The sequence below is a fragment of the Daeguia caeni genome, assembly GCF_042653845.1.
In the GTDB taxonomy this organism is placed as follows: Bacteria; Pseudomonadota; Alphaproteobacteria; order Rhizobiales; family Rhizobiaceae; genus Brucella; species Brucella caeni.
Map to the genome: position 1 here is coordinate 1 of NZ_JBHSEL010000004.1, position 13,652 is coordinate 13,652.

Genomic DNA, 13,652 nt, shown 5'->3' on the forward strand with positions numbered 1-13,652 from the left:
TGGCGGAGCGGACGGGACCGGGGGCGAACGTTCTCCAGTTGCGCGGTGACTTTGCCTGGCCCTCGAAGGGCTTGAGCGAGAAAAGCCAGCGAGGAAAACGCCCGGCCCGCCAATCTCCATACTGGCGAGCATGGGCTGGCTATTCCTACTCGGCGGCTCTGTTCAGGTGTTCCTCGCTTGCCAACGCGGTCCAGGCGTCGAATTGCGACAGGAAGACCCGGCCGGTGAGCTCGCTCAGGAAATGCGAGGTCTCGAGCCGGTCCATCACCGGGCCCTTGACCTCGGAAAGGTGCAGCCGCACGCCAATGTCCTTGAGCCGCCGGTTGATCGTCTCGAGGCTTTCCAGCGCCGAGAAATCCACCTCGTTCACGGCCGAGAACATCAGCACCACGTCGGTGATGCCGCAACCCTCGGTCACGCGGCTCTGGATCAGGTCCTCGAGGAAGCGGGCGTTTACGAAATAGAGGCTCTCGTCCACCCGCAGGGTCAGGAGGTGCGGCCGGGTGTCCACCTTGTGCCGCCGCACGTTGCGGAAATGCTGGGTGCCGGGCACCAGCCCCACCTCGGCCACGTGCGGGCGCGAGGTCTTGTAGAGGTGCAGAAGGACCGAGATCGCCACGCCGCTGGCCACGCCGGTTTCCACGCCCATCAGCAGGGTCAGGACGATCGTCGCCGCGACGGCGGTGAAATCGGCCCTGGAATAGCCCCAGGTCTTCTGCAGGATCGACAGGTCCACGAGGCTGAGCACCGCGACGATGATCGTGGCCGCCAGCGTCGCGGTCGGCAGGTAATGGACCAGCGGCGTCAGGAACAGCGAGGCGAAGAGCAGCCCCAGCGCGGTGAAGGCGCCGGCGGCCGGGGTCTCGGCGCCCGCGTCGAAATTGACGACCGAGCGCGCGAAGCCACCCGTGACCGGGTAACCCCCGGTGAAGGCGGCCCCGAGATTGGCCGCGCCCAGCCCGATCAGTTCCTGGTCGGGGTCGATCCGCTGGCGCTTCTTCGCGGCGAGCGTCTGTGCGACCGAGATCGATTCGACGAAACCGATGATCGAGATCAGGATCGCCGGCACCAAAAGCGCGCCCAGAAGGTTCGGCGCGAAGGCGGGCAGCGTCAGCGGCGGCAGGCCCTGCGGCACCTCGCCCACGATCCTGACGCCCCGCGCGTCGAGCCCCAAGGCCCAGACCGCCAGCGTCGTCACAACCACGGCGGCCACCGGGCCGGCCTTGGTCAGAACGTCCGCCATCAGCGGCGACAGACCCATGCGCCGCAGCGCCGGCTTGAGGTTCTTGCGCACCCAGAACAGGAAGGCGGTCGCGGCCACGCCGATCACGAGGGTGATCCAGTTCACCTGGTCCAGATGCGCGAAGATCGAGCCCAGCATCTGCGGCAGGGTGTGCCCGTGGGCCGAGACCCCAAGAATGTGCTTGAGCTGGCTGGTGGCGATCAGGATGCCAGAGGCGGTGATGAAACCCGCGATCACCGGGTGCGACAGGAAGTTCGCAAGGAACCCCAGCCGGAACACGCCCAGGAGAACGAGGAACCCGCCCGACAGGAAGGCCAGCGTCAGGGCGGCCACCGCGTAGCCCGCCGTGCCCTGATCGGCCACCTGCCCCACGGCGCTGGCGGTCAGGAGCGAGACCACGGCCACCGGCCCCACCGCCAGCGCCCGGCTGGTGCCGAAGATCGCATAGAGGATGATCGGCGCGATCGAGGCGTAGATCCCGGCCTGCGCCGGAAGCCCGGCAAGAAGCGCGTAGGCCAGAGATTGCGGGATCAGCATGATCGTCACGATCACCGCGGCGATCATGTCGTTGGAAAAGGCGGTCCGGTCATAGGTGCGACCCCAGTCGAGGATCGGCAGATAGCGGCGGAGCGTGGTCATCGTCTTGGTCCTGGAAATGGGACGATCAGAGCGGGTTCACCCTGATCGTCCGGTCGTGGCCCGACAGGGAGGTGCCGAGACCGTCGGTTCGCAGCGGCCGGGACGGTCGCCGGATGCTGGAGCGGAGCCGGCTATTCCGCCGCCCCGACCTTGATCGGCTCGGGTTGCGCCAGCCATTCGCGGCCCTTCAGCATCGCCTTCCAGTAGATCGGCGGCAGCATCCTCTCCTTCAGGAACCAGGCCGCGCGCGAGGGCTTGGTGCCATCCAGCAGGATCTTCGGGAAGGACGGCTTCAGCACCCCGCCATAGCCGAATTCGGCCAGCACGATCTTGCCGCGCTCCACCGTCAGCGGGCAGGAGCCGTAGCCGTCATAAGCGGCAACCGGGCTGCGCCCCTCGATATCGGCCACAATGTTGTCGGCCACCGTCGGCGCCTGCTTGCGCGCGGCGGCGGCAGTCTTGGCATTGGGCGCGTTCATCACGTCGCCAAGTGACCAGATGTTCTCGTAGGTCTTGTGGCGCAGGGTGGCCTGGTCGACGTCCACCCAACCGGCGGCATCGGCCAGTGGCGAGACGCGGATGAAATCGGGCGCGACCTGCGGCGGGCAGACGTGGATCATGTCGAAATCGACCGTCACCTCGGCCGGCTCGGTGTCCGGCCTGGCCACCTTGAAGGTCGCCTTCTTCGCCGCGCCGTCGATGGCCACGAGGTTGTGGAAAAAGTTCAGCGTCGCGTCGTATTTCTCAACGTATTTCATCAGTGCCGGGACATACTCCTTGACTCCGAAGAGCACGCCACCGGCGTTCATGAACTGGATGTCGATATTCTTCAGCACGCCGCGGCGATGCCAGGCGTCGCCCGACAGATACATCGCCTTCTGCGGGGCGCCCGCGCATTTGATCGGCATCGGCGGCTGGGTAAAGAGCGCCCGGCCCGCCCTCATCTCCCGAACCAGTTGCCAGGTGTAGGGCGCGAGATCGAAGCGGTAGTTCGAGGTCACGCCATTGCGCCCGAGCGTTTCGGGCAGGCCCTCGACGGCGTCCCAGTCCAGCTTGAGCCCCGGCGCGACGACCAGCCGGTCGTATTTGACCACCTGGCATCCGTCGAGGATCACGGCGTCGTTCTTCGGCTCGAAGGCGGCCACGGCAGCCTTGATCCATTTCACGCCGGCCGGGATCAGCGAGGCCATCGTGCGGGCGGTCTCGTCCGGCTCGAACACGCCGGCGCCGACCAGCGTCCAGCCGGGCTGGTAGTAGTGCACGTCGGCCGGGTCGATTATGGCGACCGACAGGTCCGACTTGCGGCGCAACAGGCTGGCGGCGGTGGCGATACCCCCGGCCCCGCCGCCGACGATGACCACGTCGAACTTCGCGTCGCCCGTGTCCGTCGGCGTCCTGCCGCCATTGGCGATGCGCCGCGCCACGCCGGACATGTCGTAACCGGCGGCCTTGGTGGCGGCGAGGATTTCGGGCAGCGGGCGCTTCTTCGCCTCGTGCAGCGACCAGAGCGTGGCCGAGCGCGTGCCGGTGCGGCAATAGCCGAGGACCGGCCGCGGCAGGTCCTTGAGCGCCGCGCCGAAGGCCTCGACATCCTCGTCACGCACCATGCCCGACTGAACTGGCACATAGGCCACTTCCAGTCCTGCCTTCTTCGCCGCCGTTTCGATCTCTTCGAAGGTCGGCTGGTCGGGGCCCTCGCCGTCTGGACGGTTGCAGATGATGGCCTTGAACCCCGTCTCCTTGATGGCGTCGATCTCGTCCGGCGTGATCTGCGGAGTGACCGAGAATTTGTCCGTAATCTTCTTGATGTCCATTGCTCGCGTACTCCTCAGAACTTGTTTGCCGGAATCTTGAAGTAGCTGTGGCCGTCGCCCTCTGGCTCGGGCAGCCGACCACCGCGAAGGTTGACCTGGAGCGCCGCGAGCATCCGGTCGGGCAGCGGCAGGGTCTTGTCGCGTTCTTTCCGGAGGCGGACGTATTCGTCCTTCGGTCGCCCACCGCCGACATGAATGTTGTTGGCCTTCTGCTCGCCCACGGTGCTTTCCCATGCCGGCTCGTCGCGATCCTTCGTGCCGTAGTCATGGCCAATGAAGATGCAGTAGTCGTCAGGGTGGTCGAGGATCGCCATGATGCTGTCGTAAAGCTGGCCGGCGTCGCCGCCGGGGAAATCGGCCCGCGCCGTGCCGGCATCGGGCTGCATCAGCGTGTCATGGGCAAATATCGCGTCGCCCACGACATAGGTGATCGAGCCCAGCGTATGGCCCGGCGACAGCATCACCTTGACGTCGAGGTTGCCGATCCTGAGGCGGTCGCCATCGGCAAAGAGCCGGTCGAAGTCGGGGTCGACGGGGAAGGCGTCCGGCATGTTGTAGATCTTGCGCCAGAGCGCAGCGATCTCCCGCGCCTTCTCGCCGATCGCCATCGGCGCGCCCGTTCTCTCCTTCAGCCAGGCCGCCGCCATGAAGTGATCGGCGTGGGGGTGCGTATCGAGGATCCATTCCAGTTCGAGCCCCTCCCGCTCGACGTAGTCCAGCGCCCACTGGGCATGGTCGAACGCGGTGGAGAACGATCGCGGATCGAACTGCTGGACGATGTCGATGAGCGCGCATTTCTTCGTCTCTTCGTCGACGCAGATATACTGGCAGCTACCGGTATCGGGCTCGTAAAAGCCGACGACGCGCGGGCTGCCGGCGCCGCGCGAAGGTGACACCCTGCTGATGATATCCTGGGACACTCCTCTGTTCCTCCGATGTTTCTTGCGCATTCAGCCTTCGGCGCCGGAAGCGCCGAGGAAGCGGACAGCATAGACGGCTTCTCCGAGCCTTTCGATCAGGTCGAGCTGGGTCTCGAGCCAGGCCTTGTGGCCTTCCTCGTCGAGCACAATCTGCTCAAAGAGCAGCCGCGAACCGATGTCACCTTCGGCGCCGGCTTCCTTCGCCGCCTTTGTATATTTGTATAGAAGCGGATCGCGTTCTCTTCGTCCTTCAGATCGGCCTCGAACATCTCGCGCAACGATGTCGCGCGCACCGGTGCCTTCTCGAAGGCGACCTCGGGCTCGCCGCCGAGGAAGAGGATGCGGTCGAGGAAACGGTCCGAATGTTCCGTCTCTTCGGCCTGCTCCTGCCGCATCATCTCGGCCAGGCCCGGCAGCCCCCAGTCGTCCAGAACCTGCGCGTGCAACTGATACTGATGAGTGGCCGTGATCTCCATCTGGAGCGCGGTGTTCAGGTTCCGAATGGTCTGCTTCTGTTCCATTTTCCTTCCTCCTGTCGGTCGTCTCGGGTAGCCGCGGGGCTCAGAGCTTGTTGACCGGCACCTTGAGCATCTTGTCGCCGTGCTGGTCGGTCGGGATGTGGCCGGCGCGGATGTTCACCTGGATCGACGGGATGATAAGCGTGGGCATCTTCAGCGTCTTGTCGCGCTCGGTGCGGATGCGGATGAACTCCTCGCGGGTCTTGCCGCCGCCCACGTGGATGTTGTTCGCCTTTTCCTCGGCGACGGTGGTCTCCCACTTCACCTCGCGCCCGCCGGGCATGTAGTCGTGGCACATGAAGAGCCGCATCTCGCCGGGCAGGCTGAGCACCTTCTGGATGCTGTCATAAAGCGTACCGGCATCGCCGCCGGGGAAGTCGGCCCGCGCCGAGCCGCCGTCGGGCATGAAGAGCGTGTCGCCCACGAAGGCCGCATCGCCGATGACATGGGTCATGCAGGCGGGCGTGTGGCCCGGCGTGTGCATGGCAAAGGCCGTCATGTTGCCGATCTTGTAGGTCATGCCGTCGGTGAACAGCGCATCGAACTGCGAGCCGTCGCGCTGGAACTCGGTGCCCTCGTTGAAGATCTTGCCGAAGACCTCCTGCACGATCTTGATGTTCTCGCCGATGCCGATCTTGCCGCCCAGCTTTTCCTGGATATAGGGCGCGGCCGAGAGATGGTCGGCATGGGCGTGGGTCTCGATGATCCACTCGAGCTTCAGGCCCTGGCGCTCGATCTCGGAGATCAGCATGTCGGCATGCTCGAAGGTGATCCGGCCGGCGGCATAGTCGATGTCCATCACGCTGTCGATGATGGCGGCCGCGTTCGAGGTCGGGTCCTTGACGATGTAGCTGATCGTCGCCGTGGCCTCGTCGTAGAAGCCCTGAATCTCGGGCTTCACGCTCATGTCCACCGGGTAATCGGCGATCGGCGTGGCGATGGCGTCGGCCATCTTTTGATCGTGGGCTTGAATCTGGTCTTGCTTGGTCATGTCGTGAACTCCTTTGTACTGGTCCGCGTCAAGCCGAGGCCGACCGCGGCAGGATGGATTGCCCCTTGAGAATGCGGGCCAGAGCAAGGCCCAGGCCGACGGCGCCCAGGAACAGCGCCACCTCCCAGCGGCCCATGCCAAGGGCCGGGATGGCCGCGCCCGGGCAGAACCCGGCGATGCCCCAGCCGATGCCGAACAGGGCCGAGCCACCGACAAGGCGCGCGTCGATCACGTTCGAATTGGGCACCTGGAAGCGGTCCTCGAACAGCGGCGTCGCGCGCCGCCAGACCAGCCGGTAGCCGATGAAGGTGACGGCGACGGCGCCGCCCATGACGAAGGCGAGGCTCAGGTCCCAGGTGCCGGCGATGTCGAAGAAATTCAGCACCTTGGCCGGGTTCATCATGCCCGAAATCGCGATCCCGAGACCGAAGACTAGGCCCGTGGCCCATGCGTAGATCAGTTTCATCATGTCAGGCTCCGATGACGTGGCGGATGACGAAGACGGTGATGGCGGCCGTGGCCATGAAGGTGGGCACCGCGACGAGCGAGCGCAGCGAGAGGCGCGAGAGCCCGCAGACCCCGTGGCCCGAGGTGCAGCCCGAGCCGAAGCTGGCGCCAAGCCCTACGATCACGCCTCCAATGGCGATTATCAGCGGGCTGACGGGCACGTCCAGCGCCGGCCAGGCGCCGGTGGCCAGGAAGATCAAGCCGGGTGCCATGACCATGCCCAGCACCAGCGTGGCGCGCCAGGCGAATTCCGGACAGCGCTCGGGAAAGATCAGCCCCGACAGGATGCCGGTCGCACCGAAGATGCGGCCCAGGCCCAGCATCAGCAGCACGGCGGCGAGCCCGATCAAGAGGCCGCCCCCGAAAGAGGCAAAGGGAGTGAAAGCCGTTTCCATCTCAGCACTCCCGGCAGGTCTTGAGGCCGATCAGCCGATAGAGCGGGCAGAAGCGGAACGCCGCTGTCGCCAGCATCACCAGCCCGACCGCGCCTGCGCCCCACTTCCAGACTGCGGCTTCCATCAGCTGCAGGCCGCCGAAGAAGGCGAGGTAGAGCAGCACCAGCCCGAGCGCCGCGCGCACCACCCGGTCAAGGGTTCCGACATTGGTGTTCATGGTGTCCTCCGATTTCAAAGCTGGAGGACAGATAGAAGTTTGATCAGCGCTCTACAGTGACAATGTCACCCAACGGCGATTTTCTCGATGGACCGCTTCGACGGCCCCTTGAAACGGGCCCGTCTCAGCGGCTTGCCGCCAGCCTTCTCAGCCCCGCCTTGTCTGTCAGCGTGATGCGCCCACGAGATTGTTCGACCAGGCCGCGTTTATGGAAATCGTTCAGGATGCGCGAGATCACCTCGCGCGCGGTCCCAAGCTCCTTGGCCAGATCATGATGGGTGGCAGAGATTTCCTTGAAGTCTCCGGCAAGGGCCAGAAGCCGTTCCGCCAGCCGCACGTCCATCCGGCCGAAGGCAACACCGTCGATGACGCGCAGAAGGTCGATCAGCCGCCGGGAATAGGCGGCAAAGACGAAGCTGCGAAAATCGGGTTCCTCGCCGGCCAGTTGGTCGAACGCCGTGCGCGGCAGATTGACGACGGTGACATCTGTCTCTGCGATCCCCTCGGCGTTGTAGGCTTCCTCGGCCAACATGCAGGCGGTGGTCAGCACGCAGCTTTCGCCTGCCTCCACCCGGTAGAGCACGATCTCCCGCCCCCGGTCCGAGCTTTGCGAGACGCGGATCGTGCCGTCATGCAGGAACAACAGGCCATCGGGCACCTTGGCCGGACCGAAGACCAGCGCCCCCTCGGGATAATGCCGCACCCGAGCCACCTGCAACAGCCGGTCGCGCACCCTGCGGGGCAGTTTCCGCGTGCCGGTGAAACGCTCCGTCCAGTCGCCAACGCTCATTTCGCTCTCCGCACCGGCGCCACAATCCCGGCCTCCAGGGGCGCAATGCGCGCCAGCAGGTCGTTCCGGTTGGCGGCGATCTCGTCCAAAGTGAGATCGTCAAGCTCCGCCATGAAGGCACGGGTCGCTTCCTGAAGGGCATGGGACAGGCGGCATATGCCGATCAGGGGGCAGGTGTTCCGGTCAGGGTTGAAGGATTCCACCAGGTCGAGCGGCCCCTCCGTGAGCCGGACCACATCACCGATCACGATCTCCTCGGCGGGCCGGGCAAGGGTGAAGCCGCCGCCGCGGCCCCGGATCGTCCGAAGGTAACCGGCCCGCCCCAACTCGTGCACGATCTTGACGATGTGCGGCCGGGCCAGACCGTGCACCCGCACGACATCGTCAACACGCACGCGGTCCGGCGCCTTGAGGGCGGCAAGCTGAAGAGTTCGCAGGGCGTAGTTGGTGTAGGCCGTGAGCTTCATGAGCTTCATGAGCTTCAGGATAGTATTGTTCCATTTTCAGTACAACTTTTTTCGAATTGAGTGACTTTGTCACTGTCACGACCCGGCGACAGGCCATATCTGGGGGCGCGAACCATGACAGTTTCCTAAGGAGGACAGGTCGAATGAGTCTGCACATCGGCGATATCGCCCCCGATTTCGAAGCCGACACCACCAAGGGCCAAATCCGGTTCCACGACTGGGCCGGCGATTCCTGGGTGTTCCTCTTCAGCCATCCGGCCGATTTCACGCCCGTCTGCACCACCGAGATGGGCCGCACCGCGCAACTGGCCGAGGCGTTTGCCAAGCGCAACGTCAAGCCGCTGGGGCTGTCGACCGACACGGTCGAGGAGCACGTGAAATGGATCGAGGACGTCAACGACACCCAGAACACGGTGCTCAACTTCCCCATCGTCGCCGACCCGGAGCTGAAGGTGGCGAAGCTCTACGACATGATCCACCTGGGCGAAAGCACGACCGAGGCGGTGCGCACGGTCTTCATCATCGACCCGGACAAGAAGATCCGCCTGACCATGACCTATCCGATGAGCGTCGGGCGCAACTTTGACGAGATCCTGCGGGTGATCGACGCACTTCAAACGGCGGATGCCAACAAGGTGGCGCTTCCCGCCGACTGGCGTCCGGGTGGCGAGGCGATCATCCCGCCCTCGATCCCGAACGAGAAGGCGAAGGATCTGTTCCCGCAGGGCTGGGAGGAAGTGCGACCCTACCTGCGCAAGGTCAAGCTGAGCGCATAGCCATGCGAACGTCCGGTCGGCGGTTCCGGCCGCCGCCCGGATCGGATGATGACACGCTGAATGGCACACGACGATGTCGGTCTCGGAAACCCTTCCCGATCAACCTCCCAATGCCCGTTCGGACTGGCGTTGGCATCTTGGCGTCGTCGCCTTCGGCGTGGCCTGGTGGGTGGTCTACCACCAGCTGATCCCATTTTCGGAATGGATCACGTCGCTGGTCCCGGTGGATCGCCACAGCCACATCGGCGAAGCGATCGCCTTTTCTCGCCCGATCTGCTCGCATGCGCGGTCAGCCGGAGGCTTGGCGCGGACCCCGTCGCGGACAGTGTCTGGGCTTGGCTTGCCCGAAGTAGGCACTGTCCCTGCAAGCCGCTCGATTTCCGTCGGACGGTTTAAGAGCCTCTTGACCGTACGAAAATCCGCAAGCAGGTTTCGCATCTTTTCTTCCCCGAAACCGTCCTGAAAAGCGTAAATCAGAAGGCGCGCCTCGGTTTGGCGTGAGACGTCAGTTCCTGATGCCGGATCCTCGACCAACAATCTGCTGATCATCCTGAGGTCGGTAGAAGTAAGATAGCTAGAAGACATAAGATGCCCTCCTGAAAAAGAAGGCCAAGGCAACGATCGTCCATGCGAGCGCGGCACCGAGCGGTGCAGGTCGACCTCAACCGGCGACGATAGAAGTGAGCGAGATCATGGAAGTTACCTCGCTTCTTGACCCTGCTTCAGGATCCGGAGGCCCGTCGATTAGAGCCTAACCGAAAATTAAGTTGAGCGATTTCATGGGTTTATGATTCTCTGTGGTTTACCAAGACTACGGAGGATCAGATGGCCTGGACTGAAACCGCTCGGCGCGACTATGCCAGACGAGACTTACGCTATGCAAGCGACTGCACTGACGATGAATGGTCTATCGTTGCGCCGTTTTTGAAGCCGCTGGGCAAGGTGGGCCGTCCACGCAAGCATGATCCGCGCAATTTGTGGAATGCGATCCAGTATATGGCGACAACGGGCTGCCAATGGGCGCAGTTGCCGAAGGAATTCCCGCCGTTCACGACAGTGCAGTACCACGGCAGCCATTATCGATAGCCAGTCGGTGAAGACGACAGAAGCTGGTGGTCCGCGCGGCTATGATGCAGGCAAAAAGATCAAAGGGCGCAAGCGCCATATCGTAACCGATATGACCGGCAACATGCTGGAAAGCATCGTGCATGGTGCGGATGTTCAGGACCGTGATGGTGCGCCCGATCTGATAGAACGCGCATAACAAAACCATCCCACCGTGACGAAACTCTTTGCGGATGGTGGATATGCTGGTGAAAAGCTTGCAATGGCTGTGGACCATATCGAGGTGCTGGCGATCAAAATCGTCAAGCGTTCCGATAAAGCAAAGGCTTTGTAATTCTGCCCAGGCGCTGGATCGTCGAGCGAACCTTTGCATGGCTCAATCGGTGCCGTCGGCTGGCAAAAGATTGGGAGGCTTCAATTGCCTCAGCAGAGGCATGGATGTTCATAGCATCCATCAGGCGAATGACGAGGCGTATCGCAAAAATGAAATTTTGAGTCGGGCTCTAAGATTGAAACCGGACCACCCTATGGGGTCAGGCCAATCTCGCCTAGTTCGGCCTCGTTAAGCCCGGCCAGATAGCCTGCATCGAGTTCCACCTTCCGATCGCCGAGCGGGAGGTGATCGCCGGGAATGANATCTCGCCTCGTTCGGCCTCGTTAAGCCCGGCCAGATAGCCTGCATCGAGTTCCACCTTCCGATCGCCGAGCGGGAGGTGATCGCCGGGAATGACGCGATCGATCGTCCACGTCTTGGGGCGCAGGAAAGCGGGCGTGGACGACAGCTCCAGTCGGAGCGAGTCGACCTGACGATCCGAACGGTTTTCGACGCCGACGCGCCGAAGAACGGGAATGGCGTTCTGATAGGAAGCATAGGTGAAGCTGGACGCAATATCGGCGAAGATCCCCGGTGATTGGGGCGTCTCGACCGCTGTCACATCAATCGCCACATTTTTCTGATCTTCCGACGTCATAGTACCGCCTCCCACCACACACTATCGCCGCTTTATCAGAAAGCAAAAACTGTATTCTGCTCGGGCTCAATATCTGCCGTTCGGCACCAGCCGTCCGCGCATGCGCGCCGTGGTGCTTGAATTGATCTTGTATAGCAGCGGAGCACTGAGGAGGTAGGCGTCGGCACCAGGCAAGGTGGCCGGCCGTCTCCAGTCCCGATCATCCTGACGTCTGGAACCATTTGACGATTTTCGAGATGCTTTCGCCGAACATGGCGATGCCGACGGCAATACCGAGAATGCCGACGATGATCCATTTGACGAATGCGGACACGGTGTTGATCGAGCGGACCAGGCGAATGCCGTCGTCGAGCGTCTTCACCTCGTCGGGGCGCAGGGCAAGCAGGAAAGCTTTCGTTTCCTCGGGCAGGTCCTCGAATCGCTTTGGTGTCTGGTCAGTCATCGGGGTGCCTCCGCAATCCGGACATGATGCTCTTGGCGGTGTGGCCGCCCATGTAGAGGCCGGTGAAGACGCCGGTCAGCGTCATGAGGATGGTGAGATCGACGGCCTCGATTGCAGCGCCGAATGCCGCATTCGCCAATGGACGCAAGATGAGCGCATAGAGCCAGACGAACGCCAGCAGCCACATCCAGCTTGGCCGCCATGCCCACGTCCATGTCGGCCCGCCCTTGTCCAGTTCGGCCTTCAGCGTCTCATTCATGAGCCGCTGGCTTTCGACATGGGCCATGAGAATGTCGGCCGCTTCCGGCTCGGCCGCGACGATAGCCTCTTGCAGATCGTCAGGGGGCTGGTCAGGTAGCGCCTCGGCCGGGACGCCGGCCTTCTCGGCAATCACGTCGATCACCTTGCCGGCGAGTTCGCCACCGGCCCCGCCGAGCCTGTCGCCAAGGATCTTCCTGATGACGGGGCCGGCAAGATCGCCGGCCGCCGTGAGCAGGATGGACGCGAGCGTGCTCATGTCAGCCTCCGAACATGGATGCAGCCACCGCGGCCAGCATCAGGACGATGATGACAAGGATCACGGCGGCGGGCAGGTCGCGCCTTCTGGCACCCGGTGCGATGTCGATGGGTGCAGGCTTGGGCGTCGGTGTCGGCGCGGTCGGCGACCGCGACGCGGCGGCATCGTAGCCCGCACCAGCCAGCGCCTTCTCGAACGCATGGGCGTATCCGGCTATCATCGTCGCCCTTTCGGTGCCGTTGACGACGCGGCGCGCGCCGACATAGTCCTTCTTCGCACCCGTCACGAAATCGGGCAGCTTCCTGCCGGTGAAGGTGCCGAGCATCATGCCGTCGATCAGGATCGTGGTCGCATGATCGAGCCGGGCGGCGAGTGCCGGGTTGCCGACCAGATCAACGCCGAGGCGATTGGCCCAATCGGTATAGTTGCGCCGGCCGGTGATCTGAACGAAGCCGCGTCCCTTGAACCGAACCCCATCGCCCGGCTGCGTGTTGCCGAGCGTGGCCCGCCCCTCATAGGCAGCGCCCGACGCATATTCCTCAATAGTGCGGAAGCGGTCGCTTTCATGATAGGCTGTGGCGAGGATGTAGGCGGCCTGCGCCAGTTCGATACGTTTTGCGTCGAGCAGCGCCAGAATTGCCTCCAGCCGGTCTACCTGCACTTGCGTGAGCGAGGTGCCAAAGACACCGGAATCACGACGCCGCAGCGCCGCGTAGAAACGCGAACGATCCATGATGCTGTCCTTTCGATGATTGCTGCTTCCTTCGTGCCGATTGCCGGCCGGTCGGACGCTGACCCTCCTGGCTTCAAGCAAGCAGGATTTCACCGCGCACGGTGGCGGCCATCACCTGCAGGGCAGTCCGTGGACGGATCAGGTCGCGACACCGGCCTCGCAAAGCATGGTGATGAAGCGGCGGCGGCGCTCCATGTCGGCGGCGGTGCGGATGTTGTAGATCATGCCGGAACGGGCATCGATCAGGCGCCAGGCGGCGGTGATGGTTGCGGTTTCGGCATCGAAGCGCACGATGATCAGCGCCGGCTGCACCTCCTGCAGGCGCGACGCAATGACCGTCTCGCCGCCCTTGGAGGGCAGGATGCAGGCGTCGCGCTCGAACTGTGGCACCCACATGCCGACCGTGTTTCCATAGCCATCATCGATCTCCTCGCGCTTTTCGAGGCGGACGCGGTCGCGCAGGGCATTGGCGGTGATCCTGGCCATCAGATCGGACTTTTCCGAAAGGGTGCAATGAGAGCATGGACGGTGCGGTCGATGGCAACATCGATGCTGGTGTCGGCGCCATCGAACAGGCGCTGGACGATGAGCAGGATGGCCTGACGGATGGGCTCCGGCACGTCGGCCACCGCGCCATAGCCGGCGGT

At 63.6% G+C, this 13,652-nt stretch carries 16 protein-coding genes and 1 pseudogene; 2 read left to right on the forward strand and 15 right to left on the reverse strand.

Annotation, left to right across the window (positions count from 1 at the left end):
• Positions 1–145 precede the first annotated feature (145 nt).
• The 10 genes from ACFO1V_RS00955 to ACFO1V_RS01000 form a co-directional block, all read right to left on the reverse strand.
• The gene (locus tag ACFO1V_RS00955) at positions 146–1,882 is read right to left on the reverse strand and encodes a SulP family inorganic anion transporter (RefSeq protein WP_100651863.1); all 1,737 of its coding nucleotides are present in this window, start codon (positions 1,880–1,882) and stop codon (positions 146–148) included.
• A gap of 131 nt (positions 1,883–2,013) precedes the next feature.
• A complete protein-coding gene (locus ACFO1V_RS00960; RefSeq protein ID WP_100651862.1) occupies positions 2,014–3,696 on the reverse strand; it encodes a bifunctional protein tyrosine phosphatase family protein/NAD(P)/FAD-dependent oxidoreductase in 1,683 nt (560 codons plus the stop codon).
• Between the two features lie 14 nt (positions 3,697–3,710).
• Complete coding sequence (locus tag ACFO1V_RS00965) at positions 3,711–4,616, reverse strand: MBL fold metallo-hydrolase (RefSeq protein ID WP_318268902.1); 906 nt, start codon at positions 4,614–4,616, stop codon at positions 3,711–3,713.
• A 95-nt stretch (positions 4,617–4,711) separates the two neighbouring features.
• Positions 4,712–5,137, reverse strand: a complete 426-nt coding sequence (locus ACFO1V_RS00970; protein WP_198517369.1) for a ferritin-like domain-containing protein — start codon at positions 5,135–5,137, stop codon at positions 4,712–4,714.
• 40 nt (positions 5,138–5,177) lie between these two features.
• A complete protein-coding gene (locus ACFO1V_RS00975; RefSeq protein WP_211098222.1) occupies positions 5,178–6,041 on the reverse strand; it encodes an MBL fold metallo-hydrolase in 864 nt (287 codons plus the stop codon).
• Between the two features lie 112 nt (positions 6,042–6,153).
• A complete protein-coding gene (locus ACFO1V_RS00980) occupies positions 6,154–6,591 on the reverse strand; it encodes a DUF6691 family protein (RefSeq protein WP_100651874.1) in 438 nt (145 codons plus the stop codon).
• 4 nt (positions 6,592–6,595) lie between these two features.
• The gene (locus ACFO1V_RS00985) at positions 6,596–7,027 is read right to left on the reverse strand and encodes a YeeE/YedE family protein (RefSeq protein WP_152367687.1); all 432 of its coding nucleotides are present in this window, start codon (positions 7,025–7,027) and stop codon (positions 6,596–6,598) included.
• A gap of 1 nt (position 7,028) precedes the next feature.
• A complete protein-coding gene (locus ACFO1V_RS00990) occupies positions 7,029–7,244 on the reverse strand; it encodes a YgaP family membrane protein (protein WP_100651859.1) in 216 nt (71 codons plus the stop codon).
• A 124-nt stretch (positions 7,245–7,368) separates the two neighbouring features.
• Positions 7,369–8,034 (reverse strand): Crp/Fnr family transcriptional regulator, encoded by a 666-nt coding sequence (locus tag ACFO1V_RS00995; RefSeq protein WP_100651858.1) that lies wholly within the window; start codon positions 8,032–8,034, stop codon positions 7,369–7,371.
• Positions 8,031–8,510, reverse strand: coding sequence for an Rrf2 family transcriptional regulator (locus ACFO1V_RS01000; RefSeq protein WP_374834365.1), 480 nt, complete (start codon positions 8,508–8,510; stop codon positions 8,031–8,033). Before ACFO1V_RS01000 ends, ACFO1V_RS00995 begins: the two co-directional genes overlap by 4 nt.
• 134 nt (positions 8,511–8,644) lie before the next feature.
• On the opposite strand from ACFO1V_RS01000, the gene ACFO1V_RS01005 reads away from it, so the two are divergent.
• Complete coding sequence (locus ACFO1V_RS01005) at positions 8,645–9,277, forward strand: peroxiredoxin (RefSeq protein WP_100651856.1); 633 nt, start codon at positions 8,645–8,647, stop codon at positions 9,275–9,277.
• A gap of 174 nt (positions 9,278–9,451) precedes the next feature.
• On the opposite strand, the gene ACFO1V_RS01010 is transcribed toward ACFO1V_RS01005, so the two are convergent.
• Positions 9,452–9,862: a hypothetical protein gene (locus tag ACFO1V_RS01010; RefSeq protein ID WP_157808393.1), complete on the reverse strand. Its 411-nt coding sequence runs from the start codon at positions 9,860–9,862 to the stop codon at positions 9,452–9,454.
• A gap of 240 nt (positions 9,863–10,102) precedes the next feature.
• Between ACFO1V_RS01010 and ACFO1V_RS01015 the strand changes: the two are divergent.
• Positions 10,103–10,837: pseudogene (locus tag ACFO1V_RS01015) on the forward strand (IS5 family transposase).
• Between the two features lie 675 nt (positions 10,838–11,512).
• On the opposite strand, the gene ACFO1V_RS01020 reads toward ACFO1V_RS01015, so the two are convergent.
• From ACFO1V_RS01020 to ACFO1V_RS01035, 4 genes are all read right to left on the reverse strand, one after another.
• On the reverse strand, positions 11,513–11,755 hold the full coding sequence (locus ACFO1V_RS01020) for a hypothetical protein (protein WP_100651854.1): 243 nt from the start codon (positions 11,753–11,755) through the stop codon (positions 11,513–11,515).
• Entirely contained in the window at positions 11,748–12,272 is a 525-nt protein-coding gene (locus ACFO1V_RS01025; protein WP_100651853.1) for a 3TM-type holin, read from the reverse strand. The genes ACFO1V_RS01020 and ACFO1V_RS01025 overlap by 8 nt, the downstream gene beginning before the upstream one ends.
• 1 nt (position 12,273) lies before the next feature.
• Positions 12,274–13,005: a hypothetical protein gene (locus ACFO1V_RS01030; RefSeq protein WP_380075002.1), complete on the reverse strand. Its 732-nt coding sequence runs from the start codon at positions 13,003–13,005 to the stop codon at positions 12,274–12,276.
• 138 nt (positions 13,006–13,143) lie between these two features.
• Complete coding sequence (locus ACFO1V_RS01035) at positions 13,144–13,491, reverse strand: phage head closure protein (RefSeq protein WP_380075003.1); 348 nt, start codon at positions 13,489–13,491, stop codon at positions 13,144–13,146.
• Between the last annotated feature and the right edge of the window lie 161 nt (positions 13,492–13,652).

Coding starts and splice junctions, on each gene's coding strand:
- ACFO1V_RS00955 (WP_100651863.1), bottom strand. CDS start 1,882: ATGACCACGCTCCGCCGCTATCTGCCGATCCTCGACTGGGGTCGCACC.
- ACFO1V_RS00960 (WP_100651862.1), bottom strand. CDS start 3,696: ATGGACATCAAGAAGATTACGGACAAATTCTCGGTCACTCCGCAGATC.
- ACFO1V_RS00970 (WP_198517369.1), bottom strand. CDS start 5,137: ATGGAACAGAAGCAGACCATTCGGAACCTGAACACCGCGCTCCAGATG.
- ACFO1V_RS00975 (WP_211098222.1), bottom strand. CDS start 6,041: ATGAGCGTGAAGCCCGAGATTCAGGGCTTCTACGACGAGGCCACGGCG.
- ACFO1V_RS00980 (WP_100651874.1), bottom strand. CDS start 6,591: ATGAAACTGATCTACGCATGGGCCACGGGCCTAGTCTTCGGTCTCGGG.
- ACFO1V_RS00985 (WP_152367687.1), bottom strand. CDS start 7,027: ATGGAAACGGCTTTCACTCCCTTTGCCTCTTTCGGGGGCGGCCTCTTG.
- ACFO1V_RS00990 (WP_100651859.1), bottom strand. CDS start 7,244: ATGAACACCAATGTCGGAACCCTTGACCGGGTGGTGCGCGCGGCGCTC.
- ACFO1V_RS00995 (WP_100651858.1), bottom strand. CDS start 8,034: ATGAGCGTTGGCGACTGGACGGAGCGTTTCACCGGCACGCGGAAACTG.
- ACFO1V_RS01000 (WP_374834365.1), bottom strand. CDS start 8,510: ATGAAGCTCATGAAGCTCACGGCCTACACCAACTACGCCCTGCGAACT.
- ACFO1V_RS01005 (WP_100651856.1), top strand. CDS start 8,645: ATGAGTCTGCACATCGGCGATATCGCCCCCGATTTCGAAGCCGACACC.
- ACFO1V_RS01010 (WP_157808393.1), bottom strand. CDS start 9,862: ATGTCTTCTAGCTATCTTACTTCTACCGACCTCAGGATGATCAGCAGA.
- ACFO1V_RS01020 (WP_100651854.1), bottom strand. CDS start 11,755: ATGACTGACCAGACACCAAAGCGATTCGAGGACCTGCCCGAGGAAACG.
- ACFO1V_RS01025 (WP_100651853.1), bottom strand. CDS start 12,272: ATGAGCACGCTCGCGTCCATCCTGCTCACGGCGGCCGGCGATCTTGCC.
- ACFO1V_RS01030 (WP_380075002.1), bottom strand. CDS start 13,005: ATGGATCGTTCGCGTTTCTACGCGGCGCTGCGGCGTCGTGATTCCGGT.
- ACFO1V_RS01035 (WP_380075003.1), bottom strand. CDS start 13,491: ATGGCCAGGATCACCGCCAATGCCCTGCGCGACCGCGTCCGCCTCGAA.